The 26,000-nt window shown below is 64.8% G+C and carries 18 protein-coding genes and 1 pseudogene; 4 read left to right on the top strand and 15 right to left on the bottom strand.

Annotated elements, in window-relative coordinates:
• Positions 1-4 precede the first annotated feature (4 nt).
• The 3 genes from OSH05_RS11850 to OSH05_RS11840 form a co-directional block, all read right to left on the bottom strand.
• Complete coding sequence (locus OSH05_RS11850) at positions 5-424, bottom strand: RNA-binding S4 domain-containing protein (RefSeq protein ID WP_104221615.1); 420 nt, start codon at positions 422-424, stop codon at positions 5-7.
• A 32-nt stretch (positions 425-456) separates the two neighbouring features.
• Positions 457-3,768 carry a DEAD/DEAH box helicase gene (locus OSH05_RS11845; RefSeq protein WP_104221616.1) on the bottom strand — a complete coding sequence of 1,104 codons (3,312 nt, stop codon included), beginning with the start codon at positions 3,766-3,768 and terminating at the stop codon, positions 457-459.
• Positions 3,769-4,515: 747 nt separating this feature from the next.
• A complete protein-coding gene (locus tag OSH05_RS11840) occupies positions 4,516-5,379 on the bottom strand; it encodes a DUF3108 domain-containing protein (RefSeq protein ID WP_266352262.1) in 864 nt (287 codons plus the stop codon).
• Between the two features lie 330 nt (positions 5,380-5,709).
• Here OSH05_RS11840 and rpmB point away from each other — a divergent pair, with 330 nt between their 5' ends.
• Positions 5,710-6,003, top strand: coding sequence for a 50S ribosomal protein L28 (rpmB, locus tag OSH05_RS11835; protein WP_104221593.1), 294 nt, complete (start codon positions 5,710-5,712; stop codon positions 6,001-6,003).
• A 104-nt stretch (positions 6,004-6,107) separates the two neighbouring features.
• Here the strand turns inward: rpmB and OSH05_RS11830 are convergent, their stop codons facing one another.
• On the bottom strand, positions 6,108-7,154 hold the full coding sequence (locus OSH05_RS11830) for a threonine aldolase family protein (protein ID WP_104221592.1): 1,047 nt from the start codon (positions 7,152-7,154) through the stop codon (positions 6,108-6,110).
• Positions 7,155-7,719: 565 nt separating this feature from the next.
• Between OSH05_RS11830 and gltB the strand changes: the two are divergent.
• Both gltB and OSH05_RS11820 read left to right on the top strand, forming a co-directional pair.
• A pseudogene (gltB, locus tag OSH05_RS11825) lies at positions 7,720-12,330 on the top strand (glutamate synthase large subunit); the annotation flags it as partial.
• Between the two features lie 10 nt (positions 12,331-12,340).
• A complete protein-coding gene (locus OSH05_RS11820) occupies positions 12,341-13,765 on the top strand; it encodes a glutamate synthase subunit beta (RefSeq protein WP_104221591.1) in 1,425 nt (474 codons plus the stop codon).
• 60 nt (positions 13,766-13,825) lie between these two features.
• On the opposite strand, the gene OSH05_RS11815 is transcribed toward OSH05_RS11820, so the two are convergent.
• The 3 genes from OSH05_RS11815 to galE form a co-directional block, all read right to left on the bottom strand.
• Positions 13,826-15,055, bottom strand: coding sequence for an SGNH/GDSL hydrolase family protein (locus OSH05_RS11815; RefSeq protein ID WP_165801756.1), 1,230 nt, complete (start codon positions 15,053-15,055; stop codon positions 13,826-13,828).
• An 83-nt stretch (positions 15,056-15,138) separates the two neighbouring features.
• Positions 15,139-16,407, bottom strand: coding sequence for a lytic murein transglycosylase (locus tag OSH05_RS11810; RefSeq protein ID WP_266352257.1), 1,269 nt, complete (start codon positions 16,405-16,407; stop codon positions 15,139-15,141).
• A 22-nt stretch (positions 16,408-16,429) separates the two neighbouring features.
• The gene (gene galE, locus OSH05_RS11805; RefSeq protein ID WP_104221589.1) at positions 16,430-17,422 is read right to left on the bottom strand and encodes a UDP-glucose 4-epimerase GalE; all 993 of its coding nucleotides are present in this window, start codon (positions 17,420-17,422) and stop codon (positions 16,430-16,432) included.
• Between the two features lie 144 nt (positions 17,423-17,566).
• Between galE and galU the strand changes: the two genes are divergently transcribed.
• Positions 17,567-18,448: a UTP--glucose-1-phosphate uridylyltransferase GalU gene (gene galU, locus OSH05_RS11800; protein ID WP_266352256.1), complete on the top strand. Its 882-nt coding sequence runs from the start codon at positions 17,567-17,569 to the stop codon at positions 18,446-18,448.
• A gap of 138 nt (positions 18,449-18,586) precedes the next feature.
• On the opposite strand, the gene OSH05_RS11795 is transcribed toward galU, so the two are convergent.
• The 8 genes from OSH05_RS11795 to OSH05_RS11760 all read right to left on the bottom strand — a co-directional run bounded on the left by OSH05_RS11795 (position 18,587) and on the right by OSH05_RS11760 (position 25,665).
• Complete coding sequence (locus OSH05_RS11795; RefSeq protein WP_104221605.1) at positions 18,587-18,877, bottom strand: hypothetical protein; 291 nt, start codon at positions 18,875-18,877, stop codon at positions 18,587-18,589.
• Between the two features lie 65 nt (positions 18,878-18,942).
• Positions 18,943-19,533, bottom strand: coding sequence for an NAD(P)H-dependent oxidoreductase (locus OSH05_RS11790; RefSeq protein ID WP_104221604.1), 591 nt, complete (start codon positions 19,531-19,533; stop codon positions 18,943-18,945).
• Positions 19,534-19,537: 4 nt separating this feature from the next.
• Positions 19,538-20,119, bottom strand: a complete 582-nt coding sequence (locus tag OSH05_RS11785; RefSeq protein WP_104221603.1) for an NAD(P)H-dependent oxidoreductase — start codon at positions 20,117-20,119, stop codon at positions 19,538-19,540.
• A gap of 7 nt (positions 20,120-20,126) precedes the next feature.
• Positions 20,127-21,542, bottom strand: coding sequence for an FAD-binding oxidoreductase (locus OSH05_RS11780; RefSeq protein WP_104221602.1), 1,416 nt, complete (start codon positions 21,540-21,542; stop codon positions 20,127-20,129).
• Positions 21,543-21,560: 18 nt separating this feature from the next.
• On the bottom strand, positions 21,561-22,874 hold the full coding sequence (locus OSH05_RS11775; protein ID WP_104221601.1) for a cytosine deaminase: 1,314 nt from the start codon (positions 22,872-22,874) through the stop codon (positions 21,561-21,563).
• A 1-nt stretch (position 22,875) separates the two neighbouring features.
• Complete coding sequence (locus tag OSH05_RS11770; protein ID WP_407660366.1) at positions 22,876-23,739, bottom strand: ABC transporter permease; 864 nt, start codon at positions 23,737-23,739, stop codon at positions 22,876-22,878.
• Positions 23,736-24,554, bottom strand: a complete 819-nt coding sequence (locus OSH05_RS11765; RefSeq protein ID WP_104221606.1) for an ABC transporter ATP-binding protein — start codon at positions 24,552-24,554, stop codon at positions 23,736-23,738. Before OSH05_RS11765 ends, OSH05_RS11770 begins: the two co-directional genes overlap by 4 nt.
• A 106-nt stretch (positions 24,555-24,660) precedes the next feature.
• A complete protein-coding gene (locus tag OSH05_RS11760; protein WP_407660365.1) occupies positions 24,661-25,665 on the bottom strand; it encodes an ABC transporter substrate-binding protein in 1,005 nt (334 codons plus the stop codon).
• Positions 25,666-26,000 lie beyond the last annotated feature (335 nt).

Below are 26,000 nucleotides of genomic sequence, written 5' to 3'. Positions count from 1 at the left end.
CCGTTCAATCTTCCTCGTCATCGCGAAAAGCTGTTTCGCGTAGCGACGACACGGCACGAAAGGCGTCGATTTCACGCCGATCGCGCTTGGTCGGACGCGGGCCGCCGCTGAGCGGAAAGCCGGCCGGAACACCGCCCTCCGAGCCCGGCTCGACGGGCGGTGTCATGTCCTCATAGAGGGCCTGAGCCTCCGGAGCGGGACCGCGCCGCGTCCCCGGATCCAGCACCTTCAGCACCTTGATCTGCCGCTCCAGCCTCAGGGTGAGCACGTCGCCGGGCTTCACCTGCCGGCTCGCCGCGTCGATCTTGTCGCGATTGACGCGCACGCGCCCATCCTCGACCAGCCGCTGCGCCGCCGTGCGGGTCTTGGCGAAGCGCGCGAACCAGAGCCATTTGTCGATGCGCTGGCGGCCCGGTTCGCTCATGCTCGCTTTCCCGATACGGCGCGGCGTCGCTGTCAGCCGCCCCGCTTCTTGGCTTCGAGATCCGCCTTCAGCGCTGCGAGCGCCGCGAAAGGCGAAGTCGGATCGATCGGACGCTCACGCCGCGGCGGCTCATCGCGACGCGGCGGCGGCGCGCCCTTGCGGGCATCGGCACCACGCTCGCCGGAGCGTTCACCGTTCCGATCGCCACGAGGACGATCATCATGGCGCTCACCACCGGAGCGACCGCCGCCATGCGGACGATCGGGACGCAGCCCGCGCTTTTCCTGTCGCTCGCCATCGCGATGCGGGCGGCCGGGGCGACGGTTCTCCTCACGCGGCGCAGCGACGGCCTCGCCGGCCGCTGCCGCTTCCGGCGCCGCGCCCTGGCGCGGACGGTTGCCATGATGGCGATCGCCGCGATCCGGACGCTCATGCCGCTCGCGCGGACGACGGTCGGGACGGCCGGGCCGCCAGACATCGATCATTTCCGGCTCGGCAGGAACGGCCGGCACGGCGCTGTCGTCGGACCCAGCCTCAACACCCGCCTCGGCGGCAACGGTCGCTTCCGGCTCGGCGGCGTCCGGTTCGGTGGCCTCCGCTTCCAAAGCATCGGACTCTAGGGCCTCGGGCTCCGAACCCTCCAGCCCGGCATCTGCCGCATCGGCGACTGCCTCCGCTGCCGGTTCGGTCGCCGCGGTCTCTACATCCGGCTGCGCCGGCGAATCGGCAATTTCGACCTCTGTGAGGGGCGCCTCGACCATCGCCTCGGAAACGACGACTGGCTCCGCACCCTCGGCTTCCGCAACATCGCTCTCGGCGGCAACCGGATCGACGACGATAGCCTCGGCGGCCGGAGCGACGGCGGCAACCGGCTTCGGCGGCGCGGGCCGGCGGTCAAGACGATAGCCGAGCGACTTCAGCACGCCAGCGAAATCCTCGCCCGAGCAGCCGAGCAGCGACGTCATCGACACCGTCACGGTGAAGCCGTTGCCATCGACCGCGCCCTCCGGCGGGACCAGATTGTCGGAGGTGGGCTTCCAGGCGATGAGCGGGCGGATGATGTCGGCGAGCCGCTCCAATATGTCGAGGCGCACGGCGCGATTGCCCGCGATGCGATAGCCGACGACACGGTAAAGCGGCTTGGCGAAGGTCGGATCGACCAAGATCGTCGTGCGTCCGCTCGCCGAGAGCAGCGGCAGCTCGGCAAGGCCGGGCATGTCGAGCCCGCCATGCTTCAGCGCATAAAGCAGGGCGTTGAGCGCGCTCGGCGCCGGCTTCAGCAGCGCGGGGACATAGAGATGATAAGCGCCGAACCGGACGCCCAGCTTGCGGAGGCCGGCGCGCGACTCCTGATCGAGCGCCTTCAACTCCGCCGCAAGCTCCGAGCGGTCGAGCACGCCCTGCCCTTCGGCGAGGCGGAAGGCGATGCCGCGCGCTTCGGCGGTGAGCTCGGGTGCGGACAGAAGATCGAAGAGCGGCTTCAGCAAGGTCTCGATATGGCTCTTCAGCCAGAGGTCGACCCGGTCCTGCACCCGTTCACGCGACGGCCCCGTGAGGCTGTCGTCAGCGAGCAGGATCAGCCGAGGCTTCAGCCTTTCCTCGGTCGAGACGATGCGCGCGACCGGAGCACCGAGCCAGCGCATCGTCCCGTCAGCCGCAAGGACGAGTTCGGGATTGGGCGCACGGCCGATCTTCTCGGCCCGCCGTTCGATCTCGCCAGCCAACGCCTTATGGGCCACGGCGGCGATCGCCTTGGCGTCCGGCCCATCGGCCTTGGGATCGGGCGTGAAGCGGAACCCCTGCAGGCTTCCGACATGCTGTCCCTCGACCAGCACATCGCCGGAGGTCGTGATATCTGCTTCGAGCATCGCGTTTTCTCTGAGCCGCTTCATCAGCACACTAGTCCGCCGGTCCACGAAACGCTGGGTCAGCCTTTCGTGGAGCGCATCGGACAGCCGATCCTCTATCGCGCGCGTCCGCTCCTGCCAATGGCGGGGATCGGACAACCAATTCGGCCGGTTGGCCGCAAAGGTCCAGGTTCGGATGTGAGCGATCCGGTTTGCGAGCGTGTCAATATCACCATCTGTGCGATCAGCGAAGGCCACTTGCCGTGCAAACCAGTCGTCGGGCACCGCTCCCTGCCGCACGACGAAGGAGAAGATCTCGCCAACCAGTTCGGCATGACTGGCCGGCGCGATGCGACGATAATCGGGAATCTGGCAAATGTCCCAGAGAAGCTGCACCCGGTCGATGCCTTTGGCGAGTTCCCGCGTCTCGATATTGCGTTTCAGGATTTCCAGGACGTTCACATCCACCGAGGGCGGAGCCTTGCTGAGGCCGTCCACGCCGGGGGGGCGGTCAAGCGACAGGCGCAGCGCATCCAGCGTGCGGAAATCGAGCGCACGGTTGCGCCATTGCAGCGTGCGCACTGGTCCGAACTGGTGATTCTCCAGCGCATCGACGAGATCGTCCTCGAAGGGATCGACCTGACCGGTGACCCCGAACGTGCCGTCGCGGGTATGCCGGCCGGCGCGTCCGGCAATCTGGCCGAGTTCCGGCGCCGTCAGGCGGCGGTACTGAAATCCGTCGAATTTGCGCTCCTGCGCGAAGGCGACATGGTCGACATCGAGATTGAGCCCCATGCCGATCGCGTCGGTAGCGACCAGGAAATCAACATCCCCCGACTGGAACAGTTCGACCTGGGCGTTGCGCGTGCGGGGGCTGAGCGAGCCCAGCACAACCGCCGCGCCGCCGCGCTGGCGGCGGATGAGTTCGGCAACCGCATAGACCTCGTCGGACGAAAAAGCGACGATCGCCGAACGGCGCGGCAGGCGCGTGATCTTTTTCGAGCCGGCATAGGTCAGCATCGACATGCGCGGCCGCGTTACGATGGTGATGCCGGGCAGAAGCTTCTCGAGGATGCCGCGCATCGTACCTGCGCCGAGGAAAAGCGTCTCGTCACGTCCACGCAGATTGAGGATGCGGTCGGTGAAGACATGCCCGCGCTCGAAATCCCCGGCGAGCTGGACTTCGTCGATGGCCAGGAAGGAAGCATCGGTCTCGGAGGGCAGCGCTTCCACCGTGCAGACGCGGAAGCGCGGATGCGGCGGGACGATCTTTTCCTCGCCCGTGATCAGCGCGACCGCATCCGTTCCCACGCGGGCCGCGACCCGTCCATAGACCTCGCGCGCCAGCAGGCGCAGCGGCAGCCCGATGATGCCGCTCGAATGCGCGAGCATGCGCTCGATCGCATAATGCGTCTTGCCGGTATTGGTCGGCCCCAGCACCGCGAACACCTTGTGTCCGTCGGCGGGACCGCGCGGGCGCTTCGAAAATTCGTTCATCAGGGAAGACAGCTCGCTCGGGCCCGATCCGCTCTGCGTTCTGTACCATGCCGGCACAGGAAGGAAGGGTCATGCTGCATTCCGACGCCCCTCCTTAACAACCGGAACGAGTCCGGAACAAACAAGGCCCGAATCGCTGACTCGAGCGAGTCCGCGTTCTGTTCACGGCGATATATGGGGTCGTTGCAGCGAATATGCACCAGAGGCTCGCATGGATCCTTCCCGCGGGCGCCCATTGTCGCGCAACCGTTAACGCCTCCCATGGGACGGACGCGCAGGAACACAGTAAACATTGGGTAAATCGGATCGTTCGAGTTTTCTGTACCAGGCTTAAGGAACGGGCCGAACGCGGAACGAATCGGCGACGAATCAGACGAATGCCAACGTTCCTGGTTCGTACACGCTACGGCTTGCGTCCAATGCTCGCCGAGCCGCAAGACCCGCGCTCCTTATCACGCCGCATGCAGGCCCCGCCGCTCAGCGGTTTGTCGGAGCGTTAGGCTTTGGCTCGGTGAAATGTAGCAGATCGGGATTGAAGCGTGGCGCGCGGAGCCCCGCACCGAAACGCGCTTTCGCGCCCGTCCGGCATCCGGGGAGATCAGTGTCCATCGATGTGCCGCGAAGCCGAAAAACGCATAACGCTCCGCACTCTCCCCGCGTGGGGGGAAAGTCGAAGCGATTTGGGAGGCTCTCAATCGGAACGCGGGTTCAGCAGCCCGCCGCCAGCATCAACCTCGGCGACGAGACTTATTCCAGCGAGGCGCGCACGCTGGCGGATTGGCCGACGAAGCGCGAGGCATGGATCGTGAGCACGCCGATTTCGGTGCCGATCTGCATGCGATAGGGCATCATGATACCGAGGTCGCCAACGGGGGCGAACCAGACTTCGAGCTGTTTGTTGTTTTCCATAAACTGCACGGCCTCGCGCGAAGGGCGATGGCCGGCAACCGGCACATAGCGCGCGCCGCAGACGACGACCTGGCCGGAATAGGAACCGCCCTCGCCCTGCACTTGCGCCGTAGACTTGTAGAAGAGCTTGACGTCGAAACGCTGCCAGCCATCGAAGACGGGGATCGAGCGGTTGCAGACCGCGCCCATGTTCTGGCGCGACAGCGGCACCATCATCGCACTCAGCGGGTCGACGATATTGTGCTTGTGCGCGGCCAGAAGCGGCACGCGGTCGGCCTTGATCGGCAGCGGCGGGAGCGCGGCGACGGTGACGATCGTCCCCAGCTTCATCCGCATGGAGACATTGCTGCTCATGCGGCCGTTCTCGGTGGTGTCGAGATAGTAGTCGCCCGGCAACACCTTGGATCCGGCAATCTGTCCGCTGCTCTTCAGCAGTCCCGTTCCATCGGAAACCACCGCGCTGACACCCGCCGTTTTGCCACGGATGGTCATGGTGTAGCTCGATCGATCCAGCGTCGCATCGAGGTTGAAACGTCCGATGGTGACGCCGTTCAGCAGCATCGTATAGCTCGCCTCAAGCGAGCCGTTCCGCGTCGCGGCCGGGCCGGCAAGCGCCGGCTCGCCCGCCATGATAGCCATGGCGAGAAAAGCGGATGTCAGCGTGGCGGCACGCCGCAGGGAGAAAAACAGAGATCCGGTCATCGGCCTCTTCCGTCGCAGGGGTACAGAGGGCGTCGTCATTTGTTAACCATAATGACGCGGGGTTCTGACTAAAGTGTTACCCTTCAACGCGCCGAGTTTAGCACGGGGCGACCGAAGGGCGTATCCGGGGGCCCCCGGCGCATGGGGCACCGGATTGCTACCGTGATCGCGGCGGCGTTTCGAGCCCCGCCCGCCACGGATGAGACGCTTCGCTCCGCTTCGGCTTGACGGCGGTGTCTTCGGTGACTAAGAGAAGGCCCACTTTTCCATGCCCCCGCCGTACCGATGTCGGATGCCGACCGAGCGCGGCGGAACAGAAGGACTTTTGCCATGTCGCGTGTCTGCGAGCTGACCGGCAAGGCGGTGATGACCGGCAACACCGTCAGCCATGCCAACAACAAGAGCCGTCGGCGCTACCTGCCGAATCTCGTCAACGTGACGCTGATCAGCGACGCGCTTGGCCAGAGCTACAAGCTGCGCGTTTCGGCCTATGGCCTGCGCTCGGTCGAGCATCGCGGCGGCCTCGACGCCTTCCTCGCCAAGGCCGACGCCAGCGAGCTTTCGGCGAAGGCGCAGCTCTTGAAGCGCCAGATCGCCAAGAAGCTGGTCGCTGCGGCCGCCTGAAACGTCTGACTGCGAATTTTCAAATCGCCCGGCCGCGCAGCAGCGTCGCCGGGCGATTTCGTCTGCGCATTCGGCGTGTCGGCCGGGCGGTTCGGCCTGACTGCCTATTCGCTGAGCACAGCGAGGAACTGATCGACGTCCTCGGCGCGCGTGCGGAAATTCGTTGCAAGGCGGACCAGCACGGTGCCGTCTATCGGCGCCAGCGAAAGCGTCTCCGCCGGCCATTCATAATAGAGAGCACCCGCCGCCTTCAGCCGAAGGTCCATATCGAGGGGAAGGACGGCAAAAACCTCGTTGCCGTCCGGACGCAACGCCAGCCGCGCCTGGCTTGAGCCTTCGATGCCAGCGGCAAGGCGCGCCGCCATGGCATTGGCGTGCTTAGCCAGTTCCAGCCAATGCCCATCCGTCAGATAGGCCGCGAACTGGGCCGAGACGAAACGGCTCTTGGAAAAGAGATGGCCGGCGCGTTTGCGTTGAAAGGCGAAGCCATCCGCCAGCGCCGCATCGAAGAACACGACCCCCTCGGCGGCGAAGCAGCCATTCTTGGTGCCGCCGAAGGAGAGCATGTCGACCCCGGCTCGCCAGGTGAGATCGGCCGCGCTCGTTCCGGATCCGGCCAGCGCATTGGCGAAGCGCGATCCGTCCATATGCAGCGCCACCCCCGCCTCACGCGCGATCGTCGCGAGCGCGGCGATTTCCGCCGGGGAATAGGCCGTGCCCGCTTCCGTCAGCTGGCTGATCGAAACCCCCATGGGCCGTCCGTGATGGATGGCCGTCGCCGGATAGCGGCCGATCGCCGCGGCCAGCGCATCCGGCTTCAGCTTGCCGCCCTCGCCATCGATCGGATGCAGTCGGCAGCCGGCGAGAAATTCCGGCGCGCCGCCCTCGTCGACGAAGATATGTGCGCCGCGATGACAGAACACCACGCCGCCCGCCATGCCGACCTGCGCCAGCGCCAGCGAATTCGCGGCCGTGCCGGTCGCGACGAAGAAGACGAAGACCTCGCGCTCGAAAACCTCGGCAAACAGCCTTTCGGCCTCGCGGGTGAGCGAATCGCCGCCATAGGCCGGCAAATCGCCGGAAGCCGCGTCGGTGAGCGCCGCCACCACGCGGTCGGAGGCGCCGGCCCAATTGTCGCTGGTGAAGATCATAGTCGTCCTATGCTATGCGAGGGGCGGGATCAGCAAGGGCTCGCCGACACGCAGGTGCGTGAGACGAAAGATTGTTGCGTGGGCGGGGCGCGCCTATCGCAGTAACGACGATTGCCACGGGTCGCCCGAAACAAACATAATGCCGGCGCCTGCGGGAACGCTTGCACCGCCGGGCGAAGTCTGGCATTTTGGCGCGCTTTTGATAGGACAGTATTGCTGTCCCATTTTAAGCACCCCGAGGGTTGGCGAACGGACATAGCGCAGTTCGCCCGATGCGGGAACGGAACTTGCTTGGCGAGAGACGCGGGGGAGGCCGCGACCTGGCCTTGTATGGGAGGAACGGGTCGTCGGGCGAATCACGAGAGTTCGCCGAGGGCCACGAAATGGATTTCTGTAGAGCGAGGGCAATCCTATGCCGAAGGTCATGAGCGAAGCGCAGATGCGGTTGGCGGGAGCGGCGGCGGGCCGCACGGCCAAAGACGCGTCCGCGCGCGCCAACGACATATCGGCAAGGAACCTTGCGGCCAAGGATACATCGGCAATGACCCTCAGCCCCGGCCGCGTCGGCCTCTACGATCCGAAGAACGAACATGACGCCTGCGGCGTCGGCTTCATCGTCAATCTGAAGAACGAGAAGTCGCATCGCATCGTCGAGAGCGGCCTTGAGATCGTGCGCAACCTGACGCATCGCGGCGCCGTGGGCGCCGATCCGCTGATGGGCGACGGCGCCGGCATGCTGGTGCAGATCCCGCACCGCTTCTTCTCCGAGGAAGCCCAGCGGCTGGGCTTTGCTCTGCCGGAGCCGGGTCACTATGCCGCCGGCTTCCTGTTCCTGCCGCGGGACCCGGAAATCCGCGCCGGCATGGAGCGGATCGTCGAGGAAGTCGTTGCCGAGGAGGGCCAGGTCCTCATCGGCTGGCGCACCGTGCCCGTCGACAACTCGACCCTTTCCAAGGCGCCGGCCATCGCCGCGACCGAGCCCTTCCACCGCCAGGTCTTTATCGGCCGCGGCAAGCTGATCGAGAACGAGGCCGATTTCGAGCGGCGGCTCTTCATCATCCGCAAGGTGATCTCGAGCCGCATCTATGCGACCTATTCCGGGCTCGACAATGACTTCTACGTCGTGTCGCTCTCGGCGCGGACCATCGTCTACAAGGGCATGTTCCTCGCCTACCAGCTCGAAGCCTATTATCTCGACTTCAAGGATCCGCGCTTCGAAAGCGCGCTGGCCCTCGTGCATCAGCGCTTTTCGACCAACACCTTCCCGTCCTGGCGCCTCGCCCATCCCTACCGGATGGTGGCGCATAATGGCGAGATCAACACCGTCCGCGGCAACGTCAACTGGATGGCGGCGCGGCAGGCCTCGGTCGATTCGGAGCTCTATGGCAACGATATCTCGAAGCTGTGGCCGATCTCCTATGAGGGGCAGTCGGACACGGCCTGCTTCGACAACGCGCTCGAATTCCTGGTGCAGGGCGGCTACTCGCTGCCGCATGCCGCGATGATGCTGATCCCCGAAGCCTGGGCGGGCAACCCGCTCATGGATGAGCAGCGGCGCGCCTTCTACGAATATCACGCCGCGCTCATGGAGCCATGGGACGGGCCGGCCGCGGTCGCCTTCACGGATGGCGTCCGGATCGGCGCAACGCTCGACCGCAACGGCCTGCGGCCGGCGCGCTATCTCGTCACCGACGATGGCGACGTCGTGCTCGCTTCGGAGGCCGGCGTGCTGCCGATCCCGGAAGAGAAGATCGTCACCAAGTGGCGCCTGCAGCCGGGCCGCATGCTGCTGATCGACCTCGAACAAGGCCGCATCGTCTCCGACGAGGAGATCAAGCACCAGCTCGCCACCAGCCTGCCCTATCAGAGCTGGCTGTCGCGCACCCAGATCGTACTGGAGGACCTGCCGCCCGTGCCGCCGCGCGCGCCGCGCACGGATGTGAGTCTGCTCGATCGCCAGCAGGCCTTCGGCTACACAATCGAAGACCTGAAGCTGCTGATGGCACCGATGGCCATCACCGGCCAGGAAGGCGTCGGCTCCATGGGCACGGATACGCCGATCTCGGTGCTCTCCGACAAGTCGAAGCTGCTCTACACCTATTTCAAGCAGAACTTCGCGCAGGTCACCAACCCGCCGATCGACCCGATCCGCGAGGAACTGGTCATGAGCCTCGTCTCGTTCATCGGGCCGCGGCCGAACCTGTTCGACCTGCAGGGAGCCGGTCACCGCAAGCGCCTCGAGGTTCGTCAGCCGATCCTCGAGAACCAGGATCTCGAAAAGATCCGCGCCATCGGCGATCTCGACGACAACCCATTCCAGTCGAAGACGCTCGACATCACCTTCGCCGCCACCAAGGGCGCCGACGGGATGGCGGACGCGCTCGAACGCCTGTGCGAGCGGGCCGAGGCGGCGGTGCATGGCGGCTACAATATCATCATCCTCTCGGACCGGATGGTCGGCCCGGAGCGGGTCCCGATTCCCGCCCTGCTCGCCACCGCGGGCGTGCATCATCATCTGATCCGCAAGGGCCTCAGGACCTCGGTCGGGCTCGTCATCGAGACGGGCGAGGCGCGCGAAGTGCATCATTTCTGCGCGCTCGCCGGCTATGGCGCGGAGGCGATCAACCCCTATCTCGCCTTCGAGACGCTCACCGACATGAAGAAGGACTTCCCGGAGGAGGTCGACGAAGACGAACTCGTCCACCGCTACGTGAAGTCGATCGACAAGGGCATTCTGAAGGTCATGTCCAAGATGGGCATCTCGACCTACCAGTCCTATTGCGGCGCGCAGATCTTCGACGCGATCGGCCTCTCGTCGGCATTCGTCGACCGTTACTTCTTCGGCACCGCGACGACCATCGAGGGCGTCGGCCTCAAGGAGATCGCCGAGGAGACGGTGCGCCGTCATGCCGAGGCGTTCGGCAATGTCGCAATCCTCAAGACCGCCCTCGATATTGGCGGCGAATATAACTATCGCATGCGCGGCGAGCACCACGCCTGGACACCGGACTCGGTCGCGAACCTGCAGCACGCGGTGCGTATCGGCTCGTTCGAGCGCTATGAGGATTTCGCGCGCGAGATGAACGAGCAGTCGAAGAAGCTGCTCACGATCCGCGGCCTGTTCGACATCAAGCTCGCCGGCGATGTCGGCCTTGAGCCGGTGCCGCTCGACGAGGTGGAGCCGGCCTCAGCGATCGTCCACCGCTTCGTCACCGGCGCCATGTCCTTCGGCTCGATCTCTCGCGAGGCGCATACGACGCTCGCCATCGCCATGAACCGGATCGGCGGCAAGTCGAACACCGGCGAGGGCGGCGAGGAGGCGGAACGCTTCGTGCCGCTCGCCAATGGCGATTCCATGCGCTCGGCGATCAAGCAGGTAGCCTCGGGCCGCTTCGGCGTGACGACGGAATATCTCGTCAACTCCGACGTGATGCAGATCAAGGTCGCGCAGGGCGCCAAGCCCGGCGAGGGCGGGCAATTGCCCGGCCACAAGGTCGACGCGACCATCGCCAAGGTGCGCCATTCCACGCCGGGCGTCGGCCTGATCTCGCCGCCGCCCCATCACGACATCTATTCGATCGAGGATCTGGCGCAACTGATCTTCGATCTGAAGAACGTCAACCCGGCGGCGGATGTCTCGGTCAAGCTCGTCTCCGAAGTCGGAGTCGGCACGGTCGCGGCCGGCGTCGCCAAGGCGCGCGCCGATCACATCACCGTCTCGGGCTTCGAAGGCGGCACCGGCGCTTCGCCGCTGACCTCGCTGAAGCACGCTGGCAGCCCCTGGGAAATCGGCCTCGCCGAGACCCAGCAGACGCTCGTCCTGAACGGGCTCCGCTCGCGCATCACGCTGCAGGTCGATGGCGGCTTCCGTACTGGCCGCGACGTGGTCATCGGCACGCTGCTCGGCGCGGATGAATTCGCCTTCTCGACGGCGCCGTTGATCGCCACCGGCTGCGTGATGATGCGCAAGTGCCATTTGAACACCTGCCCGGTCGGCATCGCGACGCAGGACCCGGTGCTGCGCAAGCGCTTCAAGGGCACGCCCGAGGACGTCATCAACTATTTCTTCTTCGTCGCCGAGGAGGTGCGCCAGATCCTGGCCGCCATGGGCGCCCGCAAGCTCGAAGAGCTGATCGGCCAGTCGGACCGGCTGGAGAAGAAGCACGCCATCCACCATTGGAAGGCGAATGGCGTCGACTTCACCAAGCTGTTCTTCAAGCCCGATGCCGGACCCGACGAAATCCGCCAGACCCAGCGGCAGAAGCATCCGATCGACGACGTGCTCGATCGGAAGCTGATCGCCGAGGCCCGGCCGGCGCTGGAGACCGGCACGCCGGTCAAGATCGAGGCGACGATTCACAACACCGACCGCACGGCCGGCGCCATGCTGTCGGGCGAGGTGGCCAAGCGCTACGGCAATGACGGCCTGCCTGAGGATACGATCTCGATCACGCTCACCGGCACGGCGGGACAGAGCTTCGGCGCCTTCCTCGCCCGCGGCGTGTCGATCGACCTGATCGGCGAAGGCAACGACTATGTCGGCAAGGGCCTTTCCGGCGGCCGCATCGTCGTGCGCCCCTCGGAGAAGAGCCGCATCGTCGCTGAAGATTCGATCATCGTCGGCAACACCGTTCTCTACGGGGCGACCGAGGGCGAGGCCTATTTCCGCGGCGTCGCCGGCGAGCGCTTCTCGGTGCGCAACTCCGGCGCCATCGCGGTCGTCGAAGGCTGCGGCGATCATGGCTGCGAATACATGACCGGCGGCATCGTCGTCGTCATCGGCCAGACCGGGCGCAACTTCGCGGCCGGCATGTCCGGCGGCATCGCCTACGTGCTCGACGAGGACGGAACCTTCGCGCAGCGCTGCAATCTTTCCATGGTCGAGATTCAGCCGGTGCAGGAAGAGGACGATCTGCTTGAGCGGCTGCACCATCATGGCGGCGACATCGAGCACAAGGGCCGGATCGACATCTCGTCGAACATGAACCGTTTCGACGACGAGCGGCTGCATCGCCTGATCTCGCAACACCTGCACTATACGGGTTCCGAGCGGGCCCGGGCGATCCTGGAGAACTGGGCCCAGTATCGGCCGAAGTTCAGGAAGGTCATGCCGGTCGAATACCGCAAGGCCCTGATCGAGATGGAACGCGCCCGCTATGGCGTGGCGGCCGAGTGAGGAATGACAAATGGGTAAGGTAACGGGCTTCCTCGAGATCGACCGCCAGGACCAGAAGTACCAGCCGGCTTCCGACCGGATTCGGCACTTCCGGGAATTCACGCTGCGCCTTTCCGACGATGAAGTCGGCAAGCAGGCGGCGCGCTGCATGGATTGCGGCATCCCCTATTGCCATGGCGGCACGGGATGTCCGGTCCATAACCAGATTCCGGACTGGAACGACCTCGTCTATTCCGGCGACTGGCAGGAGGCTTCGCGCAACCTGCATTCGACCAATAATTTCCCGGAATTCACCGGCCGCGTCTGTCCCGCGCCCTGCGAGGAGGCCTGCACGCTCAACCTTGAGAACGTGCCGGTCGCGATCAAGTCGATCGAGCAGACCATCGCCGACAAGAGCTGGGAAAACGGCTGGATCAAGCCGGAAATCGCCGCGGTGAAGACCGGCCGGAAGGTCGCTGTCGTCGGCGCAGGCCCTGCCGGCCTCGCCGCCGCGCAGCAGCTCGCCCGCGCCGGGCATGACGTCCATGTCTATGAGCGCGAGCCGAAGGCCGGCGGCCTGCTCCGCTATGGCATTCCCGACTTCAAGATGGAGAAGCACTTCATCGACCGCCGCGTCGCGCAGATCGAAGCGGAGGGCGCGACTTTCCATTACGGCGTCCATGTCGGTGTCAATAAGCCGATGGCCGAACTGATCGACGGGCATGAAGCCGTGCTGCTGACCGGCGGTGCCGAGGATCCGCGCGATCCGAAGCTCCCCGGCTCCGAACTCGACGGCGTCCACTACGCGATGCCGTTCCTGGTGCAGCAGAACCGCCGCGTCGGCCGCGAGGATGTCAGCCACGAGGAGCCGATCATCGCCACCGGCCGCCGCGTCGTTGTCATCGGCGGCGGCGATACGGCATCGGACTGCGTCGGCACGGCCTTCCGCCAGGGTGCGCTTGCCGTGACCCAGCTCGACATCCGCCCGATGCCGCCGATGCGCGAGGACAAGCTGACGGTCTGGCCCTATTGGCCGACCAAGTTCCGCACCTCCTCCTCGCAGGCCGAAGGCGCCGATCGCGAATTCGCCTGCGCGACGCTGCGTGTCGTCGGCAAGAACGGCAAGGCGACCGGCGTCGAATGCGCCCGAGTCGACGAGAAGCGCCGCCCGATCGAGGGCACGGAATTCATCATCCGCGCCGACCTCGTCTTCCTCGCCATCGGCTTCGCTGGCCCGCTCAAGGACGGCATGCTGACGGAACTCGGCGCCGAGCTGGATCGTCGCGGCAATCTGAAGGCGGACACCGAGCGTTACGCCACCTCGGTCGACAAGGTCTTCGCCGCCGGCGACATGCGCCGTGGCCAGTCACTGGTCGTCTGGGCGATCCGCGAAGGCCGTCAGGCGGCCCACGCGATCGACAAGCAGCTGATGGGCGAGACGAGCCTGCCCTGGTAGGCGGCCCATCCCGGATGAAAGACCCTGAGCCCGACGCGATTGGGCTCAGGCTCGCTCGCCTTAGTTCGCGGGCGTAGCCTGCACTGCCGGCAAGATGACGATCCCGTCGATCACGCTCTTGCGGCTGCCTTCGGCAGCCTCGTCGCCATGCGGCGGCTTCCAGGCGAAATCATCGGCGCGACCGGGCGGGGCAGGCGGCGCCTCGCCATTGACGGTGAGCTTGTAGGTGAAGCTTTCGGTAGCAGGCGCGGCCGCCACCTCTCCCGCGGCCGGCGGCGCACCAGCCAGCGCAACATCGGCGGCACCCGGTGCCGGATCGGTCAGCGAAACGATCGGGCCGACGACCCGTGCCTTGCCATCCGGGCCGATCTCGGTCGTCTCATTCGGGTTGAGCAGCGCCTTGGCGCTCGCCGCCGGGCCGAAGCCACCATCCTGGCGGATCTCGCGCTCGACATAGAAAGCGAGCTTGCGCCGGCCCGACTTGGTGAAATTGATGCCGTCGCCGGAACGAAGCTGCCGGGTCTGGCCATCGACATCCGGTCCGCGCGAAACGAACTGTCCATCCTCGTTGGCAAAGCCGTCCCAAATGTCGACGAAATTGGCGCCGACGGCCTCCGCCCTTCCCTTGAAGATCGTATTGAAGAAGGCCATGTCGGCCGAGCTGTCCGCCGACTGGATCGGCGGCTCGCCCACCCAATAAACCGGCTTGCCATAGGTCTGGAGCGCCAGCAGGAAGCGCTCGACGCGCTGCTGGTACAATTTCTGCCATTCCTCCGAACGCGGGGCAAACTTGCCGTCGGCCGTGCGGATGGATTGCCGATCATTACTGCCGATCATGACGACGATCATGTCCGGCTTTTCGGCGGAAAGCAGCTCCGGCAGGGTCGCCGACCAGTCATAGCGATCATCGCGCACGAAGCCGGACGCGCCCTCGCTCCGGTCGACGATCGCGAGCCTCGGCTCCTCCGCGAAGGCCTGGTCGAGCCCCCAGGCGAGGCCGCTGGCCATGAAGTCGCCGACGACGAGGACCTTCTTGGCATCCGGGTTCTTCGGCTGCACGTCGAGCACCGCATAGGGCGGCTCGCTCGGCTGCGCCGGTTGCTTCTTGCGCGTCGGGGACGCGGGTTGGCCCGCCTGCGGCCGGTTGGTGCCGCGCTGCGGCGCGGAAGGAATGTCGGCGGGCGGGGCTACCTCGCGATCGCGCCCGAACAGGCGGTCGAGAAAGTTGGTCGGCCCGCGAAACTGGGCCATGGCCGGCGCGCTGTCCGCCACAAGCAGGGCGGCGGCCATGGAGACCGCCAGCCACATTCCGGATCGCGCGAACCGCATCACTCTGTCACCCGGCGAGTTCCGCCCCTTTGCCGGGCGGCATATTACCCGCCCGAGCGGAGCCGCTGCAACAGTTCGCTCGACGCATAGCCATCGGCGACGATTTGCGCCTGGTGCTGATAGGCCCGGATCGCCTTCTTCGTTCCCTCGCCGATCTTGCCGTCGACGGTGCCCTGGTAGAGGCCTCTGCGTGCCAGAAGCTGCTGCACCTCGGCGCGCTCCGCCGTCGAAAGCGGCCGCGCGTCGCGCGCCCAGCCAGAGACAAAGGCCCCTCCGCCTCGCAGCCGATCCGAAAGATGCCCCACACCCAGCGCATAGGCGTCGGCATTGTTGTAGCGCTTGATCACCCGGAAATTCGGCAGCAGCAGGAAGGCGGGCCCGCCGGCACCCGCCGGAGCATAGAGCCTCGCCACGACGTCCGACGGCGGGAAAGGCCGGCCGGCGACACGGGCGATGCCGATCTTGTGCCATTGGCTGAGCGGTGCCGATTTCGACCCGTCGGCGAGGCGCCAGTCGAAGCCCGCTGGAATCTCGACCTCGTAACCCCAGGTCTCGCCGCTGCGCCAGCCCATCTTGGCGAGATAATTGGCCGTCGAGGCCAGAGCGTCAACTTCTGAATTCCATATATCGCGCCGGCCATCGCCATCGAAATCGACGGCATAGGCTTGGTAAGTGGTTGGTATGAATTGGGTATGCCCCATTGCGCCAGCCCAGGACCCTGTCATTCCGCGCGCGCTGATGTCGCCACGTTGCAGGATCTTCAGCGCCGCGACCAATTGCTGGCGGCCATATTTGGCGCGCGAGCCGCCCATATAGGCCAGCGTCGCCAGCGAGCGGATCGCATTCTTGACGATCTTTTCGTTCTGAAGCACCTGCCCGTAAGACGATTCCATGCCCCAGATCGCCACGATAACATAGCGATCGACGCCGTAAGCCGCCTCGATGCGCGCCAGCTGCCGGCCATATTGCGCGAGAGCCTGCTTGCCGTTCTCCAGGCGCTTGGCCGATACGGCGCCGTCCAGATATTCGAAGATCGGCTTTACGAATTCAGCCTGACGGCTGGCCTTCTCCAGGACATCGGGATCCGGCGTGAAGTTGGCGAGCGCCCGGTCATAGACGCTGCGCGAGATGCCGGCCTTCTTCGCCGTCGGCCAAAAGGCATCGACAAAACGTTGCCCCGCCGCATCAGCCATCGCCAGTCCCGCGCCACTTGTCACGAGGATGAGCGTCAGGAGACAGGCGGCAAGGCCGCACCCAAGCTGCCGGACGAAGCAGGCCATCCGCCCTTGTTGGAAATTCGCCAGCTCGGCCATGGGCTTCTCCTCCCTTGTCGGTTCAGTCTCGTCGATTGCGCAGCGAGAGCGCCTTTTCCCAGGCCAGCGCTGTCGAGACACATTCATCGAGGTCGTCATGCTCGGGCCGCCAGCCGAAACGCTCACGGGCGATGGTCGCGTCGGCGACGACCGCCGGGACGTCGCCGGCCCGGCGCGGCCCCTCGACGACCTTGAATGGCACACCCGAGACACGCAGCACCGCGTCGACCACTTCGCGGACGGAATAACCATGTCCGTAGCCGCAATTGGCGATCAGGCTGGCCCCGCCGGCCCGCAGATAGGCGAGCGCATCGGCATGGGCGTTGGCGAGATCGCTGACATGGATATAGTCGCGCACGCAGGTGCCATCCGGCGTCTCGTAGTCGGTGCCGAGAATCTCGATTCTGTCGCGCTTGCCGAGTGCCGTTTCGCAGGCAACCTTGATCAGATGGGTCGCGCCGCGCGTCGATTGTCCCGTCCGCCCCCTGGGATCGGCGCCGGCAACGTTGAAATAGCGCAGCGCGGCAAAGCGGAAATCGTGGGCACGCGCGGCGTCGTCCAGCATCCATTCCGTCATCAGCTTCGAGCGGCCATAGGGCGATAGCGGCGCCGTTGCGGCCGTCTCGACGACCGGACGCGTGCCGGCATCCCCATAGACAGCCGCGGTCGAGGAAAAGATGAAATGCTTGACGCCCGACCGGATCGCCGCCGCGATGAGCGCGCGCGATTGCACGGTATTGTTCTGGTAATAGCCGAGCGGATCGGCAACCGATTCCGGAACAACGATCGAGCCGGCGAAGTGAATGATGGCATCGACGCCATGCTCGCCGATCAGCCGCTCGACCAGCGCCTCGTCGCCCACCTCGCCGACGACGAGTTTCGCTTCCGGTGCGACCGCCCATTCGAAGCCCGTGGAGAGGCGATCGAGCACGACGACGCTCTCGCCGGCGTCGACGAGGCGCCACACCATATGGCTGCCGATATAGCCCGCACCACCTGTGACCAGTACCGTCATCCTGTCCTCTTGCGGTTGATATCGTTAATGAACTCTGAAGATATGAAAGAAGTCTTGAAACCCCGTCGGATCAGAACGATTGCGTTAGCGTTGTTGTCAGAATCCGCCGTTAGAGTGCGGTCGCGTTCAACATAAGAGGCATCCATGACTGCTCCGATCCGCAAGGCCGTGTTCCCCGTGGCCGGCCTCGGTACCCGCTTCCTGCCGGCTACCAAGGCCATGCCGAAGGAAATGCTCACCGTCGTCGACCGACCGCTGATCCAGTATGCGGTCGACGAAGCTCGGGAAGCCGGGATCGAGCACCTGATCTTCGTTACCGGACGCAACAAGGCCGTCATAGAGGATCATTTCGACGTCCAGTATGAACTGGAGGCTACTTTGTCGGGCCGCGGCAAGCAGGAAGCGCTCGCGCTCCTCGCCAAGGACCTGCCGAAGCCCGGTTCGACCAGCTTCACCCGCCAGCAGGTGCCGCTCGGCCTCGGTCATGCCGTCTGGTGCGCCCGCGAACTCGTCGGCAACGAGCCTTTCGCGGTTCTGCTGCCCGACATGGTGATGAAGGGCGAACCCGGCTGCCTGAAGCAGATGGTCGAGGTCTACAAGGAGACCGGCGGCAACATCCTCGCGGTCGGCGAATGCGACCCGGCAGAAACCTACCAGTACGGTATCGTCGGAATCGGCGCCGAAATCGACGGCTCGGCCTTCCGCATCAACGCCATGGTCGAAAAGCCGAAGCCGGAGGTCGCTCCCTCCAACCTCTACATCAATGGCCGCTACATCCTGCAGCCGCAGATCTTCGACCTGCTCTCCAAGCAGGAGAAGGGTGCCGGCAACGAAATCCAGCTCACCGATGCGATGCTGCGGCTCATGGACCGGCAATATTTCTATGGCTGCCGCTTCGCCGGCGATACCTATGATTGCGGCAACAAGGTCGGCTTCCTGACCGCCAACGTCGCCTTCGCGCTCGATCGCCCCGACATTGCCGGCGAATTCCTTCCCGCACTGAAGGCGATGGTTGAAGGGAAGTAGGCTTGGCCGATGCGCGCTCACGCGGGTACCGCGGCGGGGCACAAACTGCGATTCGATAAGTAGCGGCGGCTCGAGGTCGGTTGGGTCTTATCGGCCCATACCGATCCTGAGTCAGCTCTCGTCGCTCAGCGGAAGCTGTTAGTCGTCGGAAGCGATGGCCCGCTGTAAATCAGGGTCGATCCCAGACCACAATGTGGTTGGCCCAAGCTTCAGCTCGACGCCGTGCTCACGCGCGGCAACTCTGATCTGCTTGAACCAAGCGACATATGGCCATTCCCTTGGCTTTGGACCGTAGAGGCGAAGGCGGTCAGCGTCCCAACGCACCTCCATTGCTTCGCGATAGATGAATGGGAATGTCGCCGTCGTGGGCTTCACCCATAGCGAACCCCGATCATCAATACCGACCGCTTCGATCGTATCCGTTCGCATCGCGCCTCTCAGTGCGTGACGTAGGTGGCTCAAAGGATGGCAACGCTGATAAGTTCACAACCTAGTCAAAGCCGCCCGATTCGCGCCCGCACCTTGGCGAGATATTTCGCCCGGCTCTCCGGGGTCGAGCTGTCCATCTTGTAGTGCGCCATGTAGCTCGTCCGGCACAGCGGATGGCAGAGCGTGCGGATGCCGCGCAGCAAGGTGCGTCGTCCCGGCTCGCCAACCCATTTCGTTAGCCACCAGTTCGCGCCGCAGGTCGTGACCGCGACGATGTGGCGAATGTGCTGCATGTTCGGCCGGATGTTCTCCCCCTCCGCCTCCGGCAGGATGAAGGCGACATGCGCCACCCAGACCCGGTCGAGCCACCCTTTCAAAATTGCGGGAAGCCCATACCACCAGGTTGGATAGACGAAGACGAGCATCTCGCACCATTTGATGTGCTCGATCTGGTCGGCGACGGGAAGCTCGTTGACGCCACGCTCGAAATGATGGCGCCGCTCATCGGCACTCATGACCGGATTGAAGCCGATGGCGTACAAATCGACCAGCCGGACGTCATGCCCCTTCTCGCGCAGGGCAGCGACGACCGTATCGCGCACGGCGGCACCGAAGCTCTCCGGCACCGGGTGCGCGAAAACGACAAGCGCCTTCATGATTTCAGAACCGCTCCATGGCGCTCTGGACGCGTCCGAGGAATGCCGCCCTCGTCGCGTCGGTCGAGCGATTCATATCATAATGTGCAAGATAATCGAGCGGCGCCAGTGGCTTGATCTGGGCCCGCAGCACCCGCGTCGCGATCTTGCGCGGCGGATCGCCGACCAGAAGCGCGCGAAGGCGCGAACCGCCATAGGTCACCACAGCAGCGAACTTCGTGATGTTATGGAGTTGCGGCCGCACCTTGCCGTCCACCATCGCAAAGGAGACGCCAGGGAGATAGACGCGGTCGAAGAAGCCCTTCAGGATCGCCGGCGTGCCGAAATTCCATACCGGATGGACCAGCACAAGAGCCTCGGCCGCCAATAGCCGTTTCACATAGGGATCGACATTGGCGCGATTCTTTTCGAGGTCGTGATAGTCGAGCCGCTCCTGGCGCGACAGGACCGGATTGAATCCCTCGGCATAGAGGTCGCAATCGTCGACATCGTGGCCAGCCTTCTCCAGCGTCTCGACCACGGTTTTGTGCAGGGCGGCCTGATAGCTGGTCTCGACCGGATGCGCGAAGACGACAAGGACGCGCATGCGAGGCTCACCCGGCTCGCTGCAGGCCGGGGAACAGAAATGTCTTCTTGGCGTGGAAATCGAAGCTCGGATCCTCGAAGGCGATCATCTTGCCGGGGTTGAGGAGCCCCTTCGGATCCGCTTCATGCTTGAAGGCGAGCTGGATCTCGTCCGTCTGCTTCATGCCGCCCTCTTCCAGCGTGTAGCGGTGTGGATTGAAGATCGGGCAGCCATTGTCCTCATGCAGGCGGACAATCTCGTCGAGGCGGGCCTCGGTCGTGTAGCGCACGAGGGACAACCCCATCGCCGTGATCTTGCCATCGAAGCGGACGAATTCCAGATGGCCGGGAACTTCGTCGCCGAGCAGCCGGGTCATCGTCTCGATCTTCTCGATATGCGTCGGCGGCGCGAACATGGTCTGCAGATAGGTGATCGCTGGATCGACCCGGAGCGCGCGTAGCGTCGTGTGGTTCCACGCCAGCTCATAAGCCGGCGGAATGCCCTTCAGATCCGCCGCCTTGTCGGAGCGGAACAGGATCTCGCCCTTCTCGCGCTGCGTGAACGCCTCGAACGCATCCAGCGAATGCGGGGCGACCATGAGGATAGCGACCGACTGGCCTTCGCGGATGAACTTCTGGTGGCGTAGGAAATAGGTATGCGGCACTGGCGCCGCGACGACAGCGATTTCCTTCAGCAGCAGCCCGTCCGCATTGCCGAGCGCATCGCCATAGCGCGCCGCGGCGAGGAAATCGTCGAACCCGACCAGCACGTCGACCCAGTCATAGGCGGCGGTCAGCGGCATCTCGACTTCGGTGATGATGCCATTGGTGCCATAGGCATGCATCACCTTGTGGAGTTCCCAGCCGGTCAGCTCCAGGATGCGCGGCTCGGCCTCCATGGTGACGACGCGAAGGCGCAGCACATTGCCGATATCGCGCAGGCCACCCCAGCGGATCGAACCGACGCCGCCGGAGCCGCCGGCGACGAAGCCGCCGATACTCGCCGTCGCATAGGTCGAGGGATGCAGGCGCAATTCCTGGCCGGAATGGGCGCGCGTCTCCTTGTCGATCTGCGCCATGATCGCGCCGGGCTCGCAGATGACGCGGCCGGGATGGATCGACTTGACCTTGTTCAGCTCGGCGAGGTTGAGGATCAGCCCGCCGGAGAGCGGCATCGCCTGGCCATAATTGCCGGTGCCGCCGCCGCGCGGCGTCACCGGGACATCATGGGCATAGGCCGCCTTCAGAATGCGGATCACCTCCGCCTCGTTTTTTGGCGTCGCGACCAGATCGGCCGTGATGTGGTCGAGCTGGCCCTTCAGCACCGGCGAATACCAGAAGAAATCCCGGCTCTTCTGCTTGACCAGCGCCGGATTGTCCTCGATCTCGATGCCGCCCAGATCGGCGCGGAGAGCATGGATGTCGAAGGTGAAAGTCCGTGTCATGCTCAGCGTCCCGTAGCGTCAGCGTTCGAAGAGAAAATCAAGTTCGCGGTAGTCGGGCAACGTCCCGTCGATCGCGACGCCGCCGCGCAGCACGATGCGATCGGATTGCGGGCGGGACAAAAGTTCCGCCCAGCTGCGGGCCCGGAACAGCACCAGATCGGCCTTGCCGCCAATGGTGATGCGGCCGATATCCGGCCGGCGCAGCACGTCGGCGGGCGTCGTCGTCACGACATGCGGCGCGGAATCGAGCGGATGGTCGAGCTGCAGGATGCGCACGGCCTCGCGGAAGACCTCGACAGCGTCGAGATCACCATAGGCGTAGAACGGGTCGCGGGTATTGTCCGAGGCAACAGCGACCGGAATGCCGCGCGCCCGCATCTCATGCAGCAGCGTGACCCCGCGCCAGCGCGGCGTGCGGCCGCGATGGCGATCCTGCAGATACATGTTGCACATGGGCAGCGACACGACGGCGATGCCGGCCTTCGCGACGAAATCCATCGTCCGGTCGGCTTCGTCTTCCTCCTGCCGTGCCAGCGAACAGCAATGGCCGACGACGACCTGGCCTTCATAGCCGACCTCGATCGCCGTCTCGGCTATGGCCCGGAGCGAGCGAGCGTCCGGGTCGGCGGTCTCGTCGACATGAAGATCGATGTCGAGCCCATGCTCCGAGGCCTCGAAGAACAGCCGCTTCAACCCGGCCCGAAGCTCAGGGATCATGTAGGTGACGCCGCCGAGCACGCCGCCATGTTCGATCACGGTCTCGACCAGATGCTTTGCAAAGGCGTCGTCGAGATAGCGATCGATCGGCGTCAGTCCGACGCCCTGCAATTCGACCTTGCCGGCCCACTTGTCCCGCATTTCGGCGAAGACCGGCCAGGAGATGGGGAACTGCGGCGGGACGCTGTCGATATGGGTGCGGATCAGGCTCGTGCCATGCGCATAGGCCGTGCGCAGCGCGAAATCCATGCGCGCGCGCACATCCGCCGCCGACCAATTCTCGTCACGGTCGAGCTCAACGGACGCAAGAGCACCTGGAAACGTACCGTCCGGATTATGCGCCCGCGGCAGGATGTGGCCCTTGTCGAGATGCGTATGCATGTCGACGAAGGTAGGCCAGACCTGGCCGCGGTCCATGTCGAAGGCCGGCAGTTCGGCGACGCTTCCCGCCGGGCGCAGCGCCTCGATCATCCCATCGGCGATGACGATGTCGGCGCGGATCAGGCCCTCGCCGGCATCCTCACCATTGGGGTCGGCGACCGTCGCCTGCGGCAGCGTCGCATTGGAAAGAACATAGCGGGAAGCTGCGGGAAGCGCGGCGAAACCCTTGGTCATCTTAATTCTCCCGCCGGATGGCGCTTTCATGCCATCGCCGCAGCAGGAGATGCGACAGCAGGCTGGTCGCACCATAGATCGCGACGCCGGTCATGCAGAGCAGCAGCAGCGCGGCGAAGAGACGCGGAATGTTGAGGCGATATTGCGATTCGAGCAGGCGGAAGGCCAGGCCAGACCCGGCCCCGGCCGATCCGGCCGCGAACTCGGCGACCACGGCGGCGATCAACGCGAGGCCGCCCGCGATCCGAAGGCCGGCGAGGAAAAACGGCAGCGCGGCCGGCAGGCGCAACAGGAACAGCGTCTGGAACGGCGAGGCGCCATAAAGCTCGAACAGATTGAGCAGATTGTGGTCGGTGCTCTTCAGTCCCTGCGTGGTGTTGGACAGAACCGGAAAAAACGCGACGATCCAGGCGCAGGTCAGCAGCGCCACTTGCGTCGACGGCGCATAGATCAGGATCAGCGGGGCGATGGCGACGACCGGCGTTACCTGCAGGATCACCATATAGGGCGACAGCGCCAGCTCGATCCACTTCGACTGCGTCAGCAAGATCGCCAGCAACACGCCGCCGACCAGCGCGATGGCGAGCGCGGCGAAGGTGATCTTCAGCGTGACCAGCAGGGCGGCACCGAGGATCGGCCAGTCGTTCACCATCGACTTCGCGACCAAGGTCGGGCTTGGCAGGATGTATTTCGGAATATTGTAGGCTTGGACATACCACGCCCAGAGGCCGACCAGCGCCGCCAGCATCGCCACAGGAATGACGACCCGGAGCAGCTTTTCGGACGAAGACATGCCACCAGGCAGTGGGGCGTCGATCGAGATAGGCGCAGCTGGCGGCGCCCCGGTCTGTTCCATCTGGCTCATAGGTGGTCGTTGGCTCCGATAGCGGAGAGCAGCGATTGCGAGGCGCGGCGGCAGAACTCGCCATATTCGGGCGACGTGCGGAAGGCGACCCCGCGCGGATGCGGCGCGTCGATCGCCACCTCGTCGATGACGCGGCCGGGCCGGGCCGCCATGATGACGATGCGGCTCGACAGATAGACGGACTCGAACACCGAATGGGTGACGAAGACGATCGTCCAGCCGAACTGCTCCCAAAGGCGCAGGAGATCGTCATTGAGCTTCTGCCGGGTGATCTCGTCGAGCGCGGCGAAGGGTTCGTCCATCAGCAGCACGCGCGGCCGCGTCACCAGCGCGCGGGCGATCGAGACGCGCATCTTCATGCCACCCGAGAGTTCGCGCGGATAGGATTCGGCGAACTTGTCGAGCCCGACCATTTCGAGCGCCGCCATGACGCGCTCGCGCGCGGCAGCCTTGGAGATGTGATGCAGCCGCAGTGGCAGCCAGACATTCTTGAAGACGCTGGCCCAGGGCATCAGCGTCGGTTCCTGGAACACGAAGCCGATCTCGCGCTCCGGCTTGCCGGCAACGTCATGCGCGGTGGTCGGCCACTCGACCCGCCCCGTCGACGCGTCGCCGAGGCCGGCAATGATCCGGAGCGCCGTCGATTTGCCGCAGCCGGAAGGGCCGAGCAGGCTGACGAACTCCCCTTCGTGGATCGTCAGCGACATGTCCTTGAGAGCGATCGTGCCGTTCGAGAACGTCTTCGAGACATGGTCGAGCTGCACGACCGGCTTGCCGGCGGACGGGGTCGGCGGAGTGTGGAGCGCAAGCGACACGGACGGGGCCTTCAAACGGCGCGGCCCGGCGGCCGGCCGGTCCTTGCCTGATCATGGGAAAGCCTGCCGGACGAAGGCCCGGCAGGCGGCATCGATCGAAGCGAGACTACTTCTTGAGTTCCTTGCCGACGCCCTTGCAGCTGAAATCGGTCGAGTAGACCGTCCCGATATCGAGGCCGGCCTTGACGACGCCGGCCGTGACCATCTTGTCGTAGAACGACTTGACGTGCTCGCCGGTCAGGCAGCCGATGCCCTTCTCGACGGCATCGCCGGAATCGACGATGCCATAATCCTTCATCGTCTGGATCGAGAAGGCGATCTGCTCATCCGTGATCTCGGGATTGTCGGTCTTGATCAGGGCGTTGGCAGCCTTGTTGTCGCCGTAGAGATAATTGTACCAGCCGATGATCGAGGCTTCGACGAAGCGCTTCACAACGTCGGGATTGGCCTTCAGATAGTCCTGCGTCGTTTCGATCAGCGTCGAATAGGTGTTGAAGCCGCTATCGGCGAGCAGGAAGAGCTTCGGCTTGAAGCCGCCCTGCTTCTCGATCTCGAACGGCTCGGACGTAATGTAGCCCTGCTGTGCCGAATTCTTGTCGGCGAGGAACGGCGCCGGATTGAAGGTATAGGGCTTGTACTGCTCGTCCTTGAAACCCGGGAAGGCCGATTTCATCCACTGGAAATAGGAGGCGAAGCCGTCCTTGCCCATGAAGATGGTCGGCAGCTTGGCGAGATCCTCGAACTTGTCGATGCCCGTATCCGGATGGGCGATGATGACCTGCGGTTCCTTCTGGAAGATCGCGGCAACCTCGACCAGCGGAACGCCCTCGGCGGCGGCCGAGAATGGCTCCAGCAGATTGCCGGCCATGAAGAACTGCGTCTTGCCGGCGAGCATCAAAGCGCGATTGGCCGCCTGCGGTCCGCCCTGCACGATGGTGACCTTAAGACCGTACTTCTCATACGTGCCGTCGGCGACGGCTTGATAGAAGCCGCCATGTTCCGCCTGGGCGAGCCAGTTCGTGCCGAAGCTGACCTCGTCCAGCGCGAAGGCCTGCCCCGCGCCGAACAGCGCCATCGCGCCAGCCGCCGCGCCCAGTATGCCGTTCCTCATCGGTCCCATCCCACTTCCCTCTCTTCGACGCCGTCTTCCGATCTCTCGGATTGCGCGGGCCCCGGCAAAAGCCGACGGCCGCCTCTCAATCGCAAGACGCATGCCACGCAGCCGCCGCATCCATCTGCCGCGACCCTCGCCGATGGCGGCGGCCGCGGGCCTTCGACAGTCAATTTAGGGGATGAATTCTGCCCAGCATAGAGGCATCCGCATCATCATCTGGACACGTGTGCGGCCATTTGCCCAATGCATGTGCGATCCGGTCGGGGCCCGCCTTGCGAAGGCGCCACGTCGCTTCTAGCCTTAATCCCCAGCATCCATTCTCAGGACCGAGG

Origin of the sequence: Kaistia algarum, from assembly GCF_026343945.1 — a bacterium.
Taxonomy (GTDB): Bacteria; Pseudomonadota; Alphaproteobacteria; order Rhizobiales; family Kaistiaceae; genus Kaistia; species Kaistia algarum.
Note: the sequence above shows the minus strand (reverse complement) of the source record. Positions and strands in the feature narration are given on the sequence as shown.

What these genes read in the sequence shown, in the direction of transcription:
- OSH05_RS11760 (WP_407660365.1), bottom strand. Translation starts at nt 25,665, where the DNA reads ATGAGGAACGGCATACTGGGCGCGGCGGCTGGCGCGATGGCGCTGTTC.
- OSH05_RS11840 (WP_266352262.1), bottom strand. Translation starts at nt 5,379, where the DNA reads ATGACCGGATCTCTGTTTTTCTCCCTGCGGCGTGCCGCCACGCTGACA.
- OSH05_RS11820 (WP_104221591.1), top strand. Translation starts at nt 12,341, where the DNA reads ATGGGTAAGGTAACGGGCTTCCTCGAGATCGACCGCCAGGACCAGAAG.
- OSH05_RS11775 (WP_104221601.1), bottom strand. Translation starts at nt 22,874, where the DNA reads ATGACCAAGGGTTTCGCCGCGCTTCCCGCAGCTTCCCGCTATGTTCTT.
- OSH05_RS11815 (WP_165801756.1), bottom strand. Translation starts at nt 15,055, where the DNA reads ATGGCCGCCGCCCTGCTTGTGGCGGACAGCGCGCCGGCCATGGCCCAG.
- OSH05_RS11790 (WP_104221604.1), bottom strand. Translation starts at nt 19,533, where the DNA reads ATGAAGGCGCTTGTCGTTTTCGCGCACCCGGTGCCGGAGAGCTTCGGT.
- OSH05_RS11795 (WP_104221605.1), bottom strand. Translation starts at nt 18,877, where the DNA reads ATGCGAACGGATACGATCGAAGCGGTCGGTATTGATGATCGGGGTTCG.
- galE (WP_104221589.1), bottom strand. Translation starts at nt 17,422, where the DNA reads ATGACGGTACTGGTCACAGGTGGTGCGGGCTATATCGGCAGCCATATG.
- OSH05_RS11830 (WP_104221592.1), bottom strand. Translation starts at nt 7,154, where the DNA reads ATGATCTTCACCAGCGACAATTGGGCCGGCGCCTCCGACCGCGTGGTG.
- OSH05_RS11845 (WP_104221616.1), bottom strand. Translation starts at nt 3,768, where the DNA reads ATGAACGAATTTTCGAAGCGCCCGCGCGGTCCCGCCGACGGACACAAG.
- OSH05_RS11850 (WP_104221615.1), bottom strand. Translation starts at nt 424, where the DNA reads ATGAGCGAACCGGGCCGCCAGCGCATCGACAAATGGCTCTGGTTCGCG.
- OSH05_RS11770 (WP_407660366.1), bottom strand. Translation starts at nt 23,739, where the DNA reads ATGAGCCAGATGGAACAGACCGGGGCGCCGCCAGCTGCGCCTATCTCG.
- rpmB (WP_104221593.1), top strand. Translation starts at nt 5,710, where the DNA reads ATGTCGCGTGTCTGCGAGCTGACCGGCAAGGCGGTGATGACCGGCAAC.
- OSH05_RS11810 (WP_266352257.1), bottom strand. Translation starts at nt 16,407, where the DNA reads ATGGCCGAGCTGGCGAATTTCCAACAAGGGCGGATGGCCTGCTTCGTC.
- galU (WP_266352256.1), top strand. Translation starts at nt 17,567, where the DNA reads ATGACTGCTCCGATCCGCAAGGCCGTGTTCCCCGTGGCCGGCCTCGGT.
- OSH05_RS11780 (WP_104221602.1), bottom strand. Translation starts at nt 21,542, where the DNA reads ATGACACGGACTTTCACCTTCGACATCCATGCTCTCCGCGCCGATCTG.
- OSH05_RS11785 (WP_104221603.1), bottom strand. Translation starts at nt 20,119, where the DNA reads ATGCGCGTCCTTGTCGTCTTCGCGCATCCGGTCGAGACCAGCTATCAG.